General features: G+C 45.3%; 15 protein-coding genes. 3 read left to right on the top strand and 12 right to left on the bottom strand.

Going from position 1 to position 18663, the window contains the following annotated elements:
- Window positions 1-58: 58 nt before the first annotated feature.
- The 3 genes from DW182_RS06110 to DW182_RS06100 all read left to right on the top strand — a co-directional run bounded on the left by DW182_RS06110 (window position 59) and on the right by DW182_RS06100 (window position 3672).
- Entirely contained in the window at window positions 59-2389 is a 2331-nt protein-coding gene (locus DW182_RS06110; RefSeq protein WP_118294997.1) for a glycoside hydrolase family 20 protein, read from the top strand.
- A gap of 173 nt (window positions 2390-2562) precedes the next feature.
- Window positions 2563-3054, top strand: a complete 492-nt coding sequence (locus tag DW182_RS06105) for an RNA polymerase sigma factor (RefSeq protein ID WP_044533809.1) — start codon at window positions 2563-2565, stop codon at window positions 3052-3054.
- A gap of 9 nt (window positions 3055-3063) precedes the next feature.
- Window positions 3064-3672 (top strand): hypothetical protein, encoded by a 609-nt coding sequence (locus tag DW182_RS06100; protein WP_118294965.1) that lies wholly within the window; start codon window positions 3064-3066, stop codon window positions 3670-3672.
- Here DW182_RS06100 and DW182_RS06095 read toward each other — a convergent pair.
- From DW182_RS06095 to ftcD, 12 genes are all read right to left on the bottom strand, one after another.
- Window positions 3653-5140, bottom strand: a complete 1488-nt coding sequence (locus DW182_RS06095; RefSeq protein ID WP_118294964.1) for an MBOAT family protein — start codon at window positions 5138-5140, stop codon at window positions 3653-3655. The two genes, DW182_RS06100 and DW182_RS06095, sit on opposite strands and share 20 nt — an antisense overlap.
- The gene (locus DW182_RS06090) at window positions 5121-6095 is read right to left on the bottom strand and encodes an SGNH/GDSL hydrolase family protein (RefSeq protein ID WP_118294963.1); all 975 of its coding nucleotides are present in this window, start codon (window positions 6093-6095) and stop codon (window positions 5121-5123) included. Before DW182_RS06090 ends, DW182_RS06095 begins: the two co-directional genes overlap by 20 nt.
- Entirely contained in the window at window positions 6049-7422 is a 1374-nt protein-coding gene (locus DW182_RS06085; protein ID WP_118294996.1) for an SGNH/GDSL hydrolase family protein, read from the bottom strand. The genes DW182_RS06090 and DW182_RS06085 overlap by 47 nt, the downstream gene beginning before the upstream one ends.
- A 92-nt stretch (window positions 7423-7514) precedes the next feature.
- Window positions 7515-7808, bottom strand: a complete 294-nt coding sequence (locus tag DW182_RS06080) for a PG0541 family transporter-associated protein (RefSeq protein WP_007662202.1) — start codon at window positions 7806-7808, stop codon at window positions 7515-7517.
- An 11-nt stretch (window positions 7809-7819) separates the two neighbouring features.
- A complete protein-coding gene (locus DW182_RS06075) occupies window positions 7820-10990 on the bottom strand; it encodes an efflux RND transporter permease subunit (RefSeq protein WP_118294962.1) in 3171 nt (1056 codons plus the stop codon).
- Window positions 10991-11010: 20 nt separating this feature from the next.
- The gene (locus DW182_RS06070; RefSeq protein ID WP_007662199.1) at window positions 11011-12030 is read right to left on the bottom strand and encodes an efflux RND transporter periplasmic adaptor subunit; all 1020 of its coding nucleotides are present in this window, start codon (window positions 12028-12030) and stop codon (window positions 11011-11013) included.
- 22 nt (window positions 12031-12052) lie between these two features.
- Complete coding sequence (locus DW182_RS06065; RefSeq protein ID WP_118294961.1) at window positions 12053-13405, bottom strand: TolC family protein; 1353 nt, start codon at window positions 13403-13405, stop codon at window positions 12053-12055.
- A 34-nt stretch (window positions 13406-13439) separates the two neighbouring features.
- Window positions 13440-14099: a TetR/AcrR family transcriptional regulator gene (locus tag DW182_RS06060; RefSeq protein ID WP_118294960.1), complete on the bottom strand. Its 660-nt coding sequence runs from the start codon at window positions 14097-14099 to the stop codon at window positions 13440-13442.
- Between the two features lie 168 nt (window positions 14100-14267).
- Complete coding sequence (gene hutH / locus DW182_RS06055; RefSeq protein WP_007662193.1) at window positions 14268-15764, bottom strand: histidine ammonia-lyase; 1497 nt, start codon at window positions 15762-15764, stop codon at window positions 14268-14270.
- Window positions 15761-16390, bottom strand: a complete 630-nt coding sequence (locus DW182_RS06050) for a cyclodeaminase/cyclohydrolase family protein (RefSeq protein WP_117694006.1) — start codon at window positions 16388-16390, stop codon at window positions 15761-15763. The genes hutH and DW182_RS06050 overlap by 4 nt, the downstream gene beginning before the upstream one ends.
- Before the next feature lie 20 nt (window positions 16391-16410).
- Window positions 16411-17664, bottom strand: a complete 1254-nt coding sequence (gene hutI, locus DW182_RS06045) for an imidazolonepropionase (RefSeq protein WP_118294959.1) — start codon at window positions 17662-17664, stop codon at window positions 16411-16413.
- 44 nt (window positions 17665-17708) lie between these two features.
- Window positions 17709-18608, bottom strand: a complete 900-nt coding sequence (gene ftcD / locus DW182_RS06040; RefSeq protein WP_118294958.1) for a glutamate formimidoyltransferase — start codon at window positions 18606-18608, stop codon at window positions 17709-17711.
- Window positions 18609-18663: the final 55 nt, after the last annotated feature.

Raw genomic sequence — 18663 nt, 5'->3', positions numbered from 1 at the left:
AGGTTAATATTTTTTCGTTATATTTGCAAAGTACTTACTAATACTAATCAATTTTATGATGAAAAAACTTAACCACGCACTCCTCGCGGGTGCTCTTGCCTTGGTATGCGCTTCGTGCGGCACAGAGCAAGAAGCCAACTATCAAGTAATACCTCTCCCCCAGGAGGTAAGTCTGACACAAGGAAATCCGTTCAAACTAAACGGAAATGTTCTCATCGCCTATCCCGAAAACAATGCCTTGCTACAACGCAACGCAGAGTTCCTGTCGGAGTACATCCGGCAATCCACAGGTTATGCACCAAAAACAAAAGCTATCGCGGCAGGCGAGCAAGTGAAAAATGCAATTACACTGGGACTCGACCCGGACATTGCAAACAAAGAAGGCTATGTGCTGACTACCACCCCTGAAGGTATCAGCATCAACGGCCAGACTGAAAACGGAGTATTCTACGGTATTCAAACTTTGCGTAAATCCATCCCCGCCGAAGCCAAAGGAGCAACCATCCTGATACCGGCAGGAGAAATTAAGGACGAACCGCGATTCTCATACCGCGGTATGCACCTCGACGTAGGGCGTCACTTCTTCCCCATCGAATTCATTAAGAAGTATATAGATTTACTGGCACTGCACAATATGAATACTTTCCACTGGCATCTGACGGAAGACCAGGGCTGGCGTATTGAGATTAAGAAATATCCGAAACTAACGGAAATAGGCTCTCAACGCAGCCGCACGGTAATCGGAAGAAACACACAAGAGTATGACAATACGCCATACGGTGGTTTCTATACACAGGAAGAAGCTAAAGAAATTGTAAAGTATGCGCAGGAGCGCTACATCACAGTAATTCCGGAAGTGGATCTGCCGGGACACATGCTTGCCGCATTGGCTGCTTATCCAGAAATGGGATGTACAGGTGGACCATACGAAGTATGTCCTCGTTGGGGCGTATTTGAAGACGTGCTCTGCATCGGCAATGACAAAACCATGCAATTCCTGGAAGATGTAATGAGTGAAATCATCGAAATATTTCCATCGGAGTATGTACACATTGGTGGCGATGAAGCTCCACGTGACCGTTGGAAAGAATGTCCGAAATGTCAGGCGCGCATCAAAGCGGAAGGTCTGAAAGCGGATAAAAACCATACAGCAGAAGATCGCCTGCAAAGTTATTGCATGACACGTATCGAGAAGTTCCTGAACAGCAAGGGACGCCGGATTATCGGCTGGGACGAAATTTTGGAAGGCGATGTAGCACCCAATGCAACAGTGATGTCTTGGCGCGGAGCGTCCGGAGGCATAAAAGCCGCACAAATGGGACATGATGTAATTATGGCGCCCAATACCTATTGCTATTTCGATTATTATCAAACGGCAGACACCAAGGATGAACCGCTGGGTATCGGTGGATATGTCCCCATAGAAAAGGTGTACAGCCTGGATCCTACTTTCGACCTGAATGAAGAACAGAAAAAACATATCATTGGTGCCCAAGCCAACTTATGGACAGAGTATATAGCCACCACCGAACACGTGGAATACATGGTATTGCCCCGTATGGCTGCCCTTGCCGAAGTACAATGGACACAGCCCGAAAAGAAAGATTTCAAAGATTTCACCACACGTCTGGCAAGCTTGATGAAGTTCTATCAAAGAGATGGCTTCAACTATGCCAAGCATGTATTCGACCTGAAGGTCGATTTCACACCGGATGTTGCCAAAAAAGCAGTAGTAGTTACATTGAGTACTATTGATGACGCTCCTATTTATTATACATTAGATGGGACCGAACCGACTACAGCTTCATTGAAATACATAGAGCCTGTTGTCATTACTGAAACAGCAGATTTCCAGGCAGTGGTTATCCGCCCGGAAGGAAAGAGCAAAGTGGTGAATAAAAAGATTTCTTTCAATAAGGCTACATATTGCCCTATTGAACTGACCTTCCAGCCTTCGGAAAAGTATAAATTCGGAGGTGCTATCACCTTAGTAGATGGTATGAAGGGAAATGATAGCTATGCCACCGGAGCCTGGTTAGGTTTTGTAGGTGGTGATGTGGAAGCCATCATCGACCTGGGACAGGAAACGGAAATCAAGCGGGTAGCTACGAATGCCATTGTTGATATGAGTGCCTGGATTATGGGAAGCACAGGGTTGGTAGTCTCTATATCTGACGATAACAAAGAGTTCCGCGAAGTAGCTGCTAAAGATATTCCGGCAGAAACAAACATTGATAAGAAGGGTGTGGAAAACTATGAGATAACTTTCGATCCGGTAAAAGCACGGTATGTGAAAGTTGTTATCAAGCGTAGCCCTGCCTTGCCGAAAGGACATGCAGGCGAAGGAAAAGCAGCTTATATGTTCATTGATGAAGTAGAGGTGGACTGATAAAATACAGGAAGACCACTCAGTATCATTTCTCATAACGCTGATTGAGCGGATTATACGGATTCATTTAATTGCAAATCCGTATAATTCGCTCAATTCGTATCTGAATAATTATTCTCAAAGCTTGTAATCGAATACTCTGTCATGCGACTAATGAAGTAAAGAGTTAAATTATGGACACTAGAAAGTTGGAAAAGCAATTCGTTGACTTCGTGACAGAATATAAACAGATTATCTACAAGGTCTGCTATATCTATGCCACAGACAGTGACAGTCTCAATGATCTGTATCAAGAGACCGTGATAAACTTATGGAAATCTTTTCCTCGCTTCCGGGGCGAGTGCAAAGCATCTACCTGGGTTTATCGGATTGCGTTGAATACCTGTATATCTTTTTTCCGCAAATCCAATTCAAGACCGGTCGTGGTTCCCATCACTATCGATCTGGAATCAGCCTTTGCCGATGAAGAAGAAAAGACATCCCAACTCCGTGAACTTTATCGCATGATAAACATGCTGGGCAAACTGGAGCGCGCGCTGATTTTGCTTTGGCTTGAAGAACGGAGTCATCAGGAAATTGCTGATATATTGGGGATCTCCAAGAATTATGTGGCCGTAAAACTCTATCGCATCAAAGAGAATCTGAAAAACATGTCTAACTCTTAAAACTGAAAAATGATGAATTTAGATGAAATGAAAAATAGTTGGAATGTCCTGAACGAGCGTTTGGAACAGAATGAGATATTGAATAAGAGAATCATTGAAGAAATGGTTGCAAGTAAAACAAAATCGGCTTATGATAGTATTTATAATCAGGAATTACGAGGACTTTATATCCTCCTGCTCGTCGCCCTGATTGTACTGCCCGCAAACAGATTTCTGGGAATCAATATGAAACAGAGTTCATTCATACTTCTGGAAGCTGTAATGTTTTTGGCTTTGCTTTTTCAATCAGTAATCCTTTATAGTTTATCCAAGTTTAAGCTGAATTATATGAAAGTGAATGAGTTGACCCGTACAGTCCTGAAATATAGAAAATTCTATAGCTATAACAAGAAGTACGGTACCATTCTCGGCCTTGGCTCCGTAATAATCTTTATGATTTCAGAGAGTAAAATTACCAATCCCTACGCTTTCCTACCTGTATTGGCAGTAATGATTATAGGCTGCATCTACAGTTATACGAAACTGAAGCTGCACGAACAAAAAATCAAAGAAGTAGAGCAAGGACTGGCAGAACTGAAAGAGTTTGAGAGTGAGACTATCAGAACTGGAAGTAAATGAAAGGCTGAATCTCCGTACTCTTCATCTGGATTACCAAGTAAATTAAAGCAAGCATCAGAACCGCCTTTCCCATCAGGGGGAGGCGGATCACTGTTTTACAACAAGCATTCTCCCAACGGTCGGGGCAGAAATGCAGGCAGAACCCCAATGCCATCAGTGCAAACACTTCCCAATAGCCTGCAATCAATTGCGGAAAAAGTTGCGGGCGGAAAGTGGTACAGATCTGTTTGATCATATCCAATGAAGTGGAAAAGTCGGCATTGCGGAAGAATATCCAGCAGAAACAAACAAAATGGAACGTGATAAGTATGCCAAAGAAACGGCGGATGCCGTGGCTTTCTTCCCCTTTCTTTCTTCCGGTCAGCGTCATCCAGAATTTATGTGCCGCCAAAGCAATGCCATGGAACAATCCCCAAATGACAAAATTCCAGGAAGCGCCATGCCACAAACCACCCAAAAACATGGTTATGATAAGGTTGGCATACTGACGGATTTTTCCTTTCCGGTTTCCACCCAAAGAGATATAAAGATAATCTTTCAGCCAACTGGAAAGTGAGATATGCCAACGCCGCCAAAACTCCGTAATAGAGGCCGACTTATAAGGAGAGTCAAAGTTCTTATTAAAATGAAAACCTAACAACAAAGCTATTCCGATAGCCATATCACTGTAACCTGAGAAATCGCAATAGATTTGCAAAGCATATCCATAAACACCCATCAGATTCTCGACTCCGGAATAGAGCGTAGGATTATCAAAAATACGTTCTACAAAGTTCACACTGATATAATCCGAAATAATCGCTTTCTTGAACAGACCGCTTGCAATCAGGAATATACCCTTTCCGAACATCTCGTGGGATACGAACAAAGGGCGGCGTATCTGTGGGATAAAATCACGGGCACGCACAATAGGGCCTGCCACCAACTGCGGGAAGAAGGAAACATAAAAAGCGTAGTCCAGCAAATTGGTAAGAGGGGTTATATCTTTGCGATACACATCAATCGTGTAACTGAGCGATTGAAAAGTGAAGAATGAGATACCCACAGGGAGGAATATATCATAATGATGAAACGTACCGCCCGCAAGCGAAGCAAAAACATCTCCCAAGAAATTGGCGTACTTGAAGTAACAAAGCAAACCGAGATTGATGAAAAGGCTCACCACTACCCATGTTTTACGTTGCCAGCCTACGGTACTGACCGCCATGAGACGGGCTATGAAGAAGTCCGCCACCGTGACAAGCGCCAACAGGAAAAAGTAAGTGCCGCTACTTTTATAATAGAAATAATAGGAGAATGCGGTAACAAACAACAAGCGTGCAGTCAGACGGCGTTGCAACAGCAGATATATCAGAATAAATGCTGCAAACAACCACAAGAAAATGCCGCTACTGAATATCATCGGCGCTTGCGGATCATACACAAATACATCTCGCAGACAGTTGAAGTCAATATCCCACATAATCATTATAGGCTTTTAAAAGGGCTTGATAAAATAATTCTCCCTGCAATACGTATCCCTCAGGAAGATAGTGCACATGGTCCGGGCGCATCAGTCCGGCTTCCTGCCAGTTCGGGCAGGCACGTTGTCTTCCGCCCACAGCTTCGTACATATCCCACACGGCAAGACCATTGTCATCAGCAAAGCGACGCATGGTTTCTACGGCAATTGCAGTACGGGGATTAATGGAATAGGTGCGGCGGCGACTTTTCCGGAAACTGTCGTAGGAACCGGGAGGAGTTGTCATCAGTAAGGGTACACTGGGCAGGCTGTCGCGAAGCATACGCACCAGTTCATCCATTTGTCGATAATGCAAGATAGTGTTATAACGCCGGTTATGGCTTTCGTTTGTTCCGAAAGAAAGTATAACCAGATCGGGATGCAGGGCGACAATATCAGATATGCGGTCAGGACGGGTAAAGGTGGTACAAAAAGCACCGTTGATACCTATATCAGTATAAGAAATAGCACCAAAAGTTTCTGTCAGCAGCGTTCCGGTAGTACGGGGCAAGATACGCCCACGGATATGGCTGTCACCGATATGCACGATACGGATGGTATCTGTAGAAAAGCCGGCATGCAACAGACGCAACTTTTCCCAAAAAGGATTGAGAATGCCAAGGCTATCCGTCAACTCATTCTCACCAAGTTGCTGAAAGCCGGAAGGAAAAGCTATTTGAGGAACTGCAACAGTATCCGTACGCTGGGAATAGGAACGGAGCGTATCACAATTTGCCGTGGCTTCGCTGATAAGGGGACAGGATGGAACAGAATCCTGTGCACGGAGGGAAACAGTGCAGAAGAAAAGAAAGGCGACAGTGAGAATAGCCTTCAGGGACGAAAAGAGAAGAGAGGCCGTGTCTAAAAAATAAACTTTATTCCGCTTCATAAGCCCTCCTCCTGTCGTACTGTTCCTTTCCATATACAAGCGCTTCATAAAGCAAACCTGCCAAGTGCTTACCTCCCCGGAAATTAATATGCGTATAGTCATAATTCGCCAAAGAAGGCTTGGCATGTACCAGATTTGCCATGCTTCCCTCTCCTCCCATCGCTTCGAACATATTCCAGAAAGCAATGTCGTTATCTGCCGCCAAGTTTTGTTGGTAACGCACCAGATTTTTAATACCGGGCATTGTGCGCAGGGTACCATCTTCCGTCTTATAGTCCCGGTCACCCACGCTAACTATCAAAATACCTGCTTGTGGAAATGCGTCCTTCAAATGATCAATGGTGGTCTGCATACCTGCAATGTATTTGTCATAATTCCGTCCACGTTCAGTAGCAACGTTCAATCCGTATTGCAAGATAATCAGGTCATAAGGACGCTGCTCATTAAATTCATGCATCATCCATACAGGAATGGAGCGCAGAGACAAGCCCGAACTGCCACGCAACGAGAAGTTATCCAGAATAATTCCTTTTTTGCCATCCATAGCCAAACCATAGAATAAGGTAGAGTCCGCCTCATCAACCGTCCAACGGACAGAACCTATATTTCCATTTACCTGCATTTCCTGCAAGTCATCTGTAGCCAGGAAAGTACGGGTTTGCTTTTCATTCCGGTTGACATTCACAGAAAGGGTAACCTCCCCTTTGCTATAAAAAAAGATAGAAGCCTGTTCACACGTATCCAAATGTGAAGCATATTTGTTTTGTCCCTTCAATTCCACATAAGCACCAGGACGGGGAACAAAGTAATGTCCGGAAATACCTTGCTTCTTGCGGTCAAAGAAAGTAGAGTCCATTACAGAATGGCTTTGCCAACCACCAAACGAATGGCGCACAGTAGGGCGGAATCCACTGGTCATGGAAGTAATGGTTACAAAACCTACTCCGCAACCACCATATTTATCCTGCAACATATTGCGCAAATCCGCAGTAAGAATATCCGCTTCAATGAAGGAATCTCCGAAAACGGCAATACGTACCCGGCGGGGGCGTTGCGCCAATTCATCCAAAGCCCGGTAAAAAGGTGTCATGCCACGCAGAGTAGAGTCGCTGTAGTCTTCAATGCACGTCATACCCGCACGGCAGGTATCCACAAAAGCAGGTTTCACCTTCGGCGGGGGCGGAAGCAAACTGTCCGGTTCTTCCGCAATATCTTTCTGAGTACGCACGTCACCCAGCAAGTCGACACGCCTCATCACGTGTTCACCTACCGTAAAACTGGGCAGGAAGTACATCAGTAACAATCCCGCCAATATAATCAATGCCCAAATGCAAGTATATTTCAGATAATTCTTTTCCATGTTGCCCATAAAGGAGCTGCAAAGATAGGGAAAAGACATAAAAAGAAAGGGAAATCTTCACGTTTTGTAAGATTTCCCTTTCTTCCTCACAACTATATCGTCTTCTCAATGTTCCAGACAAATGCCCGGAGACCGAGTTGCTGGGTCTCCTCGTCTATCCGGTGAAGTGCATCGAGCAACGGGTCTACTTTAGCTTCGTCTACAATAGTAATAATAGCAGAGCACATACTGGGCCATGCATGACTCCCATAGTGCGGCTCGCCCGTCTTACTGCCACGTCCCTGCACTTGCTGCCAATAGCTGAATCCACGGCACCCCTGGCGATCAAGTAACGCCATGATGCGCTCGAAGAACGCCTGGTCAAATGTTATAAATACGGATTTCATATCTTTTTGATTTATTGTTTTTTGGGTTTTGTCATCTTCTCCTTATGAGCCTGATAGTAATCATTCAGTTCACGGTCTTTCTTGATCTTGCGACGATTACGCCTGATACCAACACCGGCAAACGAACAATAAAGCACGGGAACCAGGATCAGCGTCAAAATGGTAGATACCGTCAGACCACCGATTACAGCCACACCCAGCGGACGCCACATCTCGGCACCTTCACCTTGCCCTACAGCCATCGGCACCATACCGAGAATAGTAGTCAGCGTAGTCATTAATACCGGACGCAGACGGCTACGGCCTGCCGTAACCACAGAGTGAAGTACTGCCATACCACGCTCACGACAGAGGGTGATGTAGTCAATCAACACGATACCGTTCTTCACCACAATACCAATCAACATGATGCCACCCAGCAAACTCATTACGTTCAAGTTGGTGCCCGTGAAGAAGAGGGCCATCAACACACCACTGAATGCAAACGGGATGGAGAACATAATAATGAACGGATAACTCAAAGACTCAAACTGAGCAGCCATTACAATAAATACCAGAATGATAATCAGCACAGCCAGTGTACCCAAATCGGAGAACGAATCCTGCTGGTCCTCATATGAACCCGAGATCTGGATAGAAATACCGCTCGGCAAGTCCATCTTATCAATAATGGCATTACCATCAGCTACCACATCACCCAACGGAACTCCGGAAATAACGGCAGATACCGTCACAATACGTTCACGGTCCTTACGCTCGATAGTAGGAGGAGCCGAACGCTCAACCACTTTACCTAGGTCCTTCACACGGATACCTTCACCGGAAGGTGTATAAATAAGGATGTTCTCCAAATCTTCAATCTTTGTACGGAACTCAGGAGCATAACGTACACGGATATCGTATTCATCACCATCCTCACGATAATAGGAAGCCAAGGCTCCGTTCACGCGATTACGCAGATAACCGGAAGCAGTTGACAGATTCAGTCCATGTAATGCCAGTTTCTCACGGTCAAAGTCTACCTGATATTCAGGCTGGTAATCCTGACGGCTGATGTTTACCTCACTCACACCTTTTACATTCAGTAGTTTCTCTTTCAATTCGGCCGAAACTTTATCCGTAGCGGTAAAATCATAACCATATACCTCGAAGTCGGCACTAGCCTGGGCACTCATACCACCGGTACTACCACCAAGGATTACCTGCGCCTTGTCCAATTCGGGATAGGCCTTCAAGTCTTCACGCATCTCATCACAGACCGTTTCCAACTTGACTTTACGTTCTCCCGGACTCACCAAACTGATGTTAAAACTAATAATATGGCTACCATTGTCCTGCATGGAAGCAAAAGTATTATCCGAATCAGCCTGTCCTACAGTATAGTTACAAACTTTCATTACACCTTCGTAGCGTTTCATCCACTTATCTGTCAGTTCCGAAGCCAATGCTTGGGCACGCTCTACACGGGCACCGATAGGAAGTTGCAGCTTCACACCAATACGGCTATTATCAGCCGCCGGGAAGAATTCCGTACCAATATACTTGGCGCAGAACAAACTTGCCACAAAGAAAGCAGCACAACCAACCATGATAGTTATACGATGACGTACAGCCCAGTCCAAACGATTTTGATACCATACATCGAGAGCATCAAGCGCACGCTGAATCGGTGTATAAAGAGCGATGAACATCTTGCTCTGCTTCTTCTGCAAGCGCAAGAGCTGTGCACACATCATCGGTGTAAATGACAAAGCCGAAATGGTAGAAACAGTCATGATCACACACATCATCCAACCCAACTGGCGGAACAGCACACCGGACATACCGCTCACCATAGTCAACGGGAAGAATACCGCAATCATAGTCAGCGTAGAGGCTATAACGGAAATAGCCACCTCGTTCGTGGCATGAACTGCTGCTTGCTTCGGCTCAGACCCTCGTTCAATATGGGTCGTCACATTCTCAAGTACTACAATGGCATCATCCACCACATTACCGATAGCAATGGAGAGACAAGAGAGCGAAATAATATTCAGCGAACCACCGTCTATAATACCCAGATAGATGAATGAAGCTACCAATGACATCGGGATGGTGATACAGATAATAACCGTAGCCCGCCAACGTCCCAAGAATACAAACACTACCAGGATTACGAACAACATGGCGTACATGATAGTCTCCTCCAAACTGTCAATGGTATTCAGAATGTTATCGGAAGTATTGACAATGATACCCAGTTTCACGTCACTCGGCAATGATTTCTGCAACTGCGGCAGCATATCGATAACCTTTTGTGAAATAGCCACAGAGTTGGCACCGGATTGTTTCTGTACCACAATCATAGCACCTTGCACACCATTACTGTACGTCTTCTGCGCACGCTCTTCCACTGAGTCCACTATCTTTGCCACATCGCGCAGATAAACGGAAGCTCCGTTGTGCGTGCCCACCACAATGTTCGCCATCTCCTTGGGGTCCTTGAACTCTCCCTCCACACGGAGTGAATAGGTATTGTTTCCCACATCGAAGGTACCACCCGGAGTATTTCGGTTTTCAGCACTGATGATGGAACTGATGGTTTCCACTGAAAGGTTATAAGCATCCAGTTTGTTAGGGTCGCAATAGACATTCACCTCACGCTTGGGTGCACCGGAAATAGACACCGTACCCACACCCGGCACACGTGCCAGCGGATTCACGATGTTGTCATCCAATATTTTATAAAGTGCCGGCTGACTTTCTTCCGCCTGAACGGAGAGCAGCAGGATAGGAATCATGTCCGTACTGAACTTAAAGATAATAGGCGTCTCCACCTCATCAGGAAGCTGAGAACTTACCATATCCAGTTTATCGCGTACATCATTCGTCAACACATCTATATCATATCCATATTCAAACTCCAGTGTAATCACAGAAATGTTTTCTGAAGATCTGGAAGTAATATGTTTCAGGTTGCTGACAGAGTTCAGCGTATTTTCTAACGGACGGGTCACATTGTTCTCAATATCCGACGCACTGGCTCCCGCATAGGAAGTCATCACCATGATGGTATTGGTCTCGATATCCGGATAAAGGTCTACCGGCAATTTTGACAAAGAGAACAGACCAAATATCGCTACTGCCAAAAAGCAGAGCGAGGTCATAATCGGTTTTTTAACCGCTCCTTCGTATAAACTCATGTTGTCTTTTTAATTAAGAATTATTTCTCTACTTCCACTTCTACCCCGTCAGCCAACTTGGACTGTCCTGCAATGACTACCTGCGAGTTGTTATCCACACCGGAAATCAACTCATATTCCGTATCCATACGACGTCCCAGTTCCACTTTGTTATAAGAAACTTTCCCGTCCTTATATACATAAACATAGCGGTCGCCGGAACCGGCACGTTTTACGATAGCCAAATCGGGCACAACTACGTGATCCTGCGTTCCGAAGTTCAGCGTTACACGGGCAAACATACCCGGACGGACTTTCTGGTCGCGGTTAGTCAAACGCACTTCAACAGGGAAAGTACGGGTATTCGGATCAATGGTCGGATAAACCAGATTTATCGTTCCTTCAAACTCTTCGTCACCATACACATCTACTTTAACAGCTACGGGAGCCCCCTTCTTTACTTTCGCAAAGTAGCCTTCGGAAACGTTGATCATCAGTTTCACCGGAGTGATCTGTTCCACTACCAATACCGGTTCACCGCCACTGTACATATCACCATTATCGTAATTACGCGCCGTTACCACACCATTAATGGGGCTGAGTAATGCGGTATTTTCCAACAGATTCTTATACGTAGTCTTCTGTACGTCCAATGCCATCTTGGCTGCATCCCATTCGGATTTGGAAGTACCGCCTACCTTATATAATTCGTCGGTACGCTTGAACTCTATTTCCTGATTATCCAGACGGAACTTAGCTTGCTTCAGGTTGGCAGCGTCCATCTGTACCAATTTCTGCCCCTTAGATACACGGTCACCCACTTCCACAAATATCTGGTCAATACGCACCGGGGAAGAAGGAGCAATATTGTTTTTCACTTCTGCCTGAACAGTAGCGGTATATTCCTGAATCTGGTCTACGGGACGTGCGGTCACAGAAGCCAGTTTAACTCTCGGTTTTTCATCTACCTTCTCGGCTGTAGCCTTGTCTTTCTCTCCACCACTGCATGAGCCCAGCAGAGCAACTGCCACCAAGGCAATTAATTGAATACTTTTTTTCATATCGTTGTGATTTTTCTTTTTTTTACTTATTAATTAAATAGTCGCGACCCAAAACCTGGTCAAGGTCAGCCTTAGATACCAGATAATCGTAAATAGCTTGGTTATACGTCAGTTCAGCCTGAGTTAATGATACTTGTGAACTGTTCAGTTCCAACACTGTACCATTACCTACTTCATAGCGTTTACCGGCTATTTCCACAGCCTTCTGGGCCTGCATTACATTCTCTTTATTACTTACCACTTGCTCTGAACTTGCTGCCATATTATTCTGGTAGCTGGTAATCTGCATGTTCAGTTTACGCTCCGTATCCGTGCGGTTTTCCTTTAACTGATTGATTTGAATTCGTGCGGTCTTCAGTTTCGTAAAGTTACTGGCTTTATAAAGAGGAATATTCAGGGTAAATACCAAAGCAGAACTCCCACCCCAACTATAGTCGAACACATTCCAGTTATTATTATACAATGACTGGTATTGATAAGAATAGTTCATTCCCAGTGTCGGCATGAAGTTTGTCTTCAGGGACTTCAGATTCTGATTGAGCATCTTCATGTTCAGGTCGAATTGCTTCATTGTGGTATTGTTTACCAAACCTTCATTCAGTTCATTCAACTGGTTAGCAAACAAATCGGTCTCATAATTAGCCAGATTATCGGCAATCTTGAGATCGAAGTCTTCCGTTATTCCCATCAGCACTTTCAGCTGAAGTTTGGATAAGGTAACGGCATTTCCCGCTGAAATGACATTCGGCTTTACACTACGCATCTGTACTTCAGCGCTAATCTTATCAAATTCGCTGACGGCTCCCTGCTGGTATTTTGCATTAACCACATTATAATTGTCTTCCGCCAATTTATAACTCTTCTGCAAAACCTCATAAGAATCTTGTGCCAGCATCAACTGATAATACGCTTTAGTAACCTGGTTCACCAGATCCTGCTTAGAAGCACGTGATTTTTCTACCGCCAATTCTATGTCAGTTTTCGTCATAGACATTGCTTTGTAGACCGAAGGGGCAAATAACGGTAAGCTGATATTCAAAGTTCCACTTACTGTATTCGAATCGTCTTGACCCATTTTGAAAGACTGACCGCCGAGGTTCATCTGGGCTGCCGTAATCGTATGGTTCCATGTTCCGCCAATACTGGCTTCTGGCAACAAACTTTGCCAAGTCTCCTTGTTAGCCACTTTTTTCAGGGCTATTTCCTCTTCGGCAACCTTTATGGTCGGATTATCGCTAAGTGCAATTTCCAGTGCTTTGTCGAGGGTCAAGGTTAGGGTTTCTTTTGTTTCCTGTGCATGCACGGAGCCTACAGCCCACGCCAAAACCACAGTCAACATCATCTTTTTGCCTACTAAAATTAGTTGTCTGTCCATAAAAAATCAATCTATATGTTTAAAGATTATTGGGTCATTCCGAACTGGTCTGTCGCTTCTGCCGGTACTCCTGAATGAATTCCTCCAGTTTTCGGGCTCCTTTCTCTGTCGAAATTCCCCGAAGGTAGGTGAACATGATGGACTCATACACTTCAAGAAAAGAATATTCTTTGCAAAGATCTGTATTCATCAGCAAGTCGAGCTGTTCGCGCACCAACAGGTTTACAATAGAAAAATTAACATCATCGCGGAAGTAGCCTTGCTTTATGCCTAATTTAAAGAAAGCAATTGTCTCTTCAGAGTCACGGTTACGACGTTTTATCAACATATCATATACCTTGGGGTATTTCTTGATATCTTCAAAGAACTTTTTATTCGTATTATGGAACTTCTCAATGCTCCTTTGATAGAGCTTTAACAAAACTTCCAGTACATTAGAGGCTTTTTCGTAGACTTCCTTCACATACGCATCCCCCTCGTCCTGAGCCTTTCGAAGGCACTCCATCAGTAAGGTTTCTTTATCAACAAAGACTTCATATAAAGTACGTTTGGAGATGCCCAGTGCTGCCGCAATGTCATCCATCGTAATACTTTTGATACCGTGGGTAACAAAAGATTGCAGAGCAGTATCAACGATACGCTCCCGTAACTCCAACCTCAAAGGGTGCTCTTTCATGTTGTCGCCCGTTTTCATTCTATTGTTTCTTTAGATTTTTAGATTTCAAGCAGAGGAATGTCCTCTTTCGGAATAAAACTGGGCAAATATAGAAAGAAAACTCAATCTATAGATTGAGTTTTCTCATTAGGTTCACTATATTAATATTTATTAAAGATATAGCATATTTATTGGCAAGAATAACGATTAGTAATCGAACTTTGTGCGGTTCAGGAAGGCAACTGTTTTATGAATCTCTTTGTACATGACAATATCGTCTTTAATAAAAGGGACCTCCTTGCGATATTCATTCAGGAAGCGTTCCAAAGCAGGAGAGGTCTTTAACGGGCGACGGAATTCGATCCCCTGTGCGGCATTCATCAATTCAATGGAGAGAATATGTTCCAGATTGTCCATGATGCGATACAATTTGGTAGCTGCATTAGCTCCCATGCTGACATGGTCTTCCTGTCCGTTGGAGGAAACAATGGAATCACTGCTGGCAGCATAACAATACATTTTATTCTGGCTGACCATGGAGGCAGCAGCATATTGCGGTATCATAAAACCGGAGTTCAGACCGGGATTGGCCACCAGAAATTCGGGCAAACCACGCAGTCCCATAATGAGCTGTGCCACCCGTCGCTCGGAAATGTTACCTAATTCAGCAAGGGCAATACCCAGGAAGTCATAAGAAATGGCAAGCGGCTGACCGTGGAAATTTCCACCGGAGATGATGCGGTCTTCATCAGGGAAGATGGTTGGATTATCCGTTACGGAATTGATTTCAGTCAGTAAGACAGAAGAGACATAACGGATGGCATCTTTCGTTGCACCATGCACTTGGGGGATGCAGCGGAAAGAATACGGATCTTGCACATGGGCTTTGTATTGAGCAATGATTTCACTGCCTTCCAGGAGTTTACGGAAATTATCGCCTGTCTCGATTTGTCCCCGGTGCGGACGGATTTGCTGGATGCAATCCATGAAAGGATCGATACGCCCATCGAAAGCTTCAAGGGAAAGAGCAGCAATAAGGTCGGCTTTCTTGGAAAGACGGAAGGCTTTCAGAATGGCAAACACACCATTGGCGCTCATAAACTGCGTACCATTGAGCAGGGCAAGGCCTTCCTTACTCATAAGCTTCACCGGCTCCCAACCAAACTCATCGAGGACACTGATGGCCTCACGCTTCTTACCTTTATAATAAACATCGCCCACACCAATAAGCGGCAGGAAGAGATTGGCAAGGGGAGCCAGATCACCGGATGCACCGAGCGAACCACGGTCGTAGACAATGGGCATCACATCGTTATTGAAGAAATCGAGGATACGCTGCACGGTAATGACTTGTACGCCACTATGTCCCAGAGAAAGGGCATGGGCCTTGAGCAGCATCATTAATTTGATGATGACGGGACGTATCTCTTCACCGACACTGCAAGCATGACTCTTAATCAGGTTTTCCTGCAAAGTACCCAATTCGTCAGGAGATATATTTTTGCTGCACAAGGAGCCGAAGCCTGTGGTGATGCCGTACAAAGGTTCTTCGGACTCGGCTATCTTATGATCGAGGTAGTCGCGGCATTTTTGTATCCGTTCTTTAGCTTCGGAAGCCAGTTCCAGTTTCAGATTCTCGTTGATAATTCGTTCGATGATGTCGAATGTGAGTTCACCGGACCCTACATGATAGACATTTTTCATACTCGCAATTCTTGGTTAACAACATCCAATACTTCTTTTTCACGGTCACAAGCCAAGCGTTCCAATACATCGGCTTCTCTTTGAAGTTCATCCGCAAAGGTTTTATCTTTGATGGAACCCAGGTTGATGCGGACATTCAGCAGTGCGCCCAGCACAGCATTGCGGGCGGACATCATGGCTACACAAGCATCAGTCACTGCATTACGATTTCCTAAACGGGCAACGTCTGCAATCACCGACATCAGTTCGTAAGCATTACGAGCTACTTGCATGGGTACGAGGGCGGCATGCTTAGTGGCTTCCTGGATGGCTGCGCTGCGGGCAGCTTTTTCTTCATCGGTAGCCTTAGGCATCTTGAAGCAGGCAAATACGGCATCATAGGCTTCCGAGTCACGATCTATATCAGCTACGAATACGTCTTTCTCTCTCAGTGCGAGAGAAGCAATATGGCTCATAAGTTCCTCGTGTTCTTCATAATTCTTCTTGCCGATGGTGAGGTTAGCAACCATAGCGGCAAGCGCCGAGGCTACGGCACCGTTCAAGGCAGCAATGCTTCCGCCACCGGGGACGGGATCACTGCCCGCCACTTTACTCAAGAATTCTTTCACTGTCAAATCAACTAACATGGTATTTTTCTTTAAAGGTTTTACAATACAGGATAAATCACTCCTTCTTTAATGGTGGTATTTACACAATTCATACCGACATAATAAGGCAGGAAATGGCAATTATCGGAATTCAGCACTACAAAATCTCCTTTCTTGCCTACTTCGATGCTACCAATACTGTCCGCCCGGTTCAAGGCAGCAGCCCCGTTCAGGGTAAGGGCAGTGATAGCTTCTTCAATAGTAAGACGCATATAGATGCATGCCAAGGCAAAAGTCAACGGAATGGATCCGGAGAAACAACTGCCCGGATTGAGATCCGTGGCAAGGGCTACGGCACAACCGGAATCAATCATTTCACGGCCGCGTGCATAAGATTCTTTCAGGGCAAAAGCTGTAAGAGGAAGCAAAGTTGCAACAGTTCCGGCATCCCGCATTGCACGAATACCTGCATCAGATGCATGCAACAGATGATCCGCGGAAACAGCAGAAAGCTCGGCAGCCAGTTCGGCACCACCCAGCGGAACGATTTCATCGGCATGGAGTTTCAAGCCCAGACCATATTCCTTGGCAGCCTGCAACAGACGGCGGGATTGCTCGACAGAAAAAACGCCTTGTTCGCAGAAAACATCGCAAAACTCCGCCAGTTCGTCCTTGGCAACGCAAGGCAAGACGTCACCAATAATGAAATCGAGGTATTCGTCCGTGCGTCCCTTATATTCCTCGGGTACAGCGTGCGCCCCCAGAAAAGTGGATACAATATCCACCCGCTTATGCTCGTCGTTATTCAAGCTACGCATGACTTTAAGTTGCAGAAGCTCCGTTTCCTTATCCAGTCCGTAGCCGCTCTTGCCTTCTACGGTAGTAACACCCATACTGCTCATTTGCTTCAAAAAACCTTCGGCTTTAGAGCGAAGTTGAATAAAACTACATTCGCGGGTGGCTTTCACAGTGCTTACAATGCCACCACCACGCTCCATAATAGACATATAGCTTTCTCCTTTCAGCCGCCAGGAAAATTCTTCGGCACGTTCGCCACCAAATACAAAGTGGGTATGCGAATCTACGAAACCGGGCAACAGGCATTTGCCACGGGCATTGTAGTGCCAATAGCGTTGATAATATCCGTCACGCATCTCGCCCCGGGAAGGGCCGACATAGGAAATGATACCGTCGGTTACTTCTATTGTAGCATTATCAATGATGCACAGTTCCCCCATCTCTTTGCCGCAACGGGCGGAAAAGCCGATGGGGGTTACAACGCGGGCATTGAAAATTATCAGGTTCTCGGTCATACTAAAACTTTATTTGTGTAATCTGCATAAATTGGTGTCTTGCCTTATTCTTCCATAATCCTCGCCTCAAGCACTTGTTGCATAGAGAAATTCTCTAAACCAAGATAATAAGAAGCTGCATCAATGAGCGCCTCCATCGGAACAAGGCCGATAATCTCACTCCCCACAATGCTGACTCCATAACGGCGTGCCTCCACACGGGTCAGTTCAAAAGCACGGTAAAGGGCAGTACGGGTATAGTCTGTCATATTGATAGAGACCTGAGTAATACCCCGGTCTTTCAACTCTACTCCCATTGCTTTGCAATAACGCAGGCCACCGCCAATGAAACGAATCTTCTTGGCAATATCATGTGCGATATCCAGGTTAGGTGTATTCAGGTTGATATTGTAGGCTACCAACGGCATACGGGCACCGATAGCAACGGTTCCGGCAGTGGCATGGCGTTCGGCAGGACCAAAGTCGGGCTGCCATTCGGGTAGCTTTATCTTTTCTGCCATACCTTCGAACTCACCTTTGCGCACGGCAGCAAGATTTTCGCGATGCGGAGCGGATGCGGATTTCTCATAGAGAAAGACAGGAAGATTATAGCGTCTGCCTACCTCTGCACCTACTTCTTTGGAAAGGGCAATAGCTTCTTCCATTGTCACATTCTTAATGGGGATGAAGGGAACTACATCTACGGCACCCATACGGGGATGTTGCCCGGTGTGATGGTTAAGGTCAATAAGCTTTACAGCAATACCGATGGCTTCGAGCACGGCATCACGAAGGGGTTCCGGTTCGCCTACTACAGTTACCACCAGCCGGTTGTGGTCTTCGTCATTACTGTAGTCCAGGAGTTTTACACCTTGTTTACCACGGAAAGGGGATATAATTTGATCTATTTTCTGTAAATCACGTCCCTCACTGAAATTGGGGACACATTCGATGATTTTATTCATGATCTTTTTTTAATTAAGAATGAAGAATTACCTTGCAGTGCAACTCGCATAGCGC

It is taken from the genome of Bacteroides sp. AM16-24 (genome assembly GCF_003471885.1).
Classification (GTDB): domain Bacteria; phylum Bacteroidota; class Bacteroidia; order Bacteroidales; family Bacteroidaceae; genus Bacteroides.
This window is presented reverse-complemented; position numbering and strand designations above follow the sequence as displayed.

What these genes read in the sequence shown, in the direction of transcription:
- DW182_RS06080 (WP_007662202.1), bottom strand. Translation starts at nt 7,808, where the DNA reads ATGAAATCCGTATTTATAACATTTGACCAGGCGTTCTTCGAGCGCATC.
- DW182_RS06085 (WP_118294996.1), bottom strand. Translation starts at nt 7,422, where the DNA reads ATGGAAAAGAATTATCTGAAATATACTTGCATTTGGGCATTGATTATA.
- DW182_RS06090 (WP_118294963.1), bottom strand. Translation starts at nt 6,095, where the DNA reads ATGGAAAGGAACAGTACGACAGGAGGAGGGCTTATGAAGCGGAATAAA.
- DW182_RS06050 (WP_117694006.1), bottom strand. Translation starts at nt 16,390, where the DNA reads ATGTTAGTTGATTTGACAGTGAAAGAATTCTTGAGTAAAGTGGCGGGC.
- DW182_RS06060 (WP_118294960.1), bottom strand. Translation starts at nt 14,099, where the DNA reads ATGAAAACGGGCGACAACATGAAAGAGCACCCTTTGAGGTTGGAGTTA.
- DW182_RS06110 (WP_118294997.1), top strand. Translation starts at nt 59, where the DNA reads ATGAAAAAACTTAACCACGCACTCCTCGCGGGTGCTCTTGCCTTGGTA.
- DW182_RS06095 (WP_118294964.1), bottom strand. Translation starts at nt 5,140, where the DNA reads ATGATTATGTGGGATATTGACTTCAACTGTCTGCGAGATGTATTTGTG.
- DW182_RS06070 (WP_007662199.1), bottom strand. Translation starts at nt 12,030, where the DNA reads ATGAAAAAAAGTATTCAATTAATTGCCTTGGTGGCAGTTGCTCTGCTG.
- DW182_RS06075 (WP_118294962.1), bottom strand. Translation starts at nt 10,990, where the DNA reads ATGAGTTTATACGAAGGAGCGGTTAAAAAACCGATTATGACCTCGCTC.
- hutH (WP_007662193.1), bottom strand. Translation starts at nt 15,764, where the DNA reads ATGAAAAATGTCTATCATGTAGGGTCCGGTGAACTCACATTCGACATC.
- ftcD (WP_118294958.1), bottom strand. Translation starts at nt 18,608, where the DNA reads ATGAATAAAATCATCGAATGTGTCCCCAATTTCAGTGAGGGACGTGAT.
- DW182_RS06065 (WP_118294961.1), bottom strand. Translation starts at nt 13,405, where the DNA reads ATGGACAGACAACTAATTTTAGTAGGCAAAAAGATGATGTTGACTGTG.
- DW182_RS06100 (WP_118294965.1), top strand. Translation starts at nt 3,064, where the DNA reads ATGATGAATTTAGATGAAATGAAAAATAGTTGGAATGTCCTGAACGAG.
- DW182_RS06105 (WP_044533809.1), top strand. Translation starts at nt 2,563, where the DNA reads ATGGACACTAGAAAGTTGGAAAAGCAATTCGTTGACTTCGTGACAGAA.
- hutI (WP_118294959.1), bottom strand. Translation starts at nt 17,664, where the DNA reads ATGACCGAGAACCTGATAATTTTCAATGCCCGCGTTGTAACCCCCATC.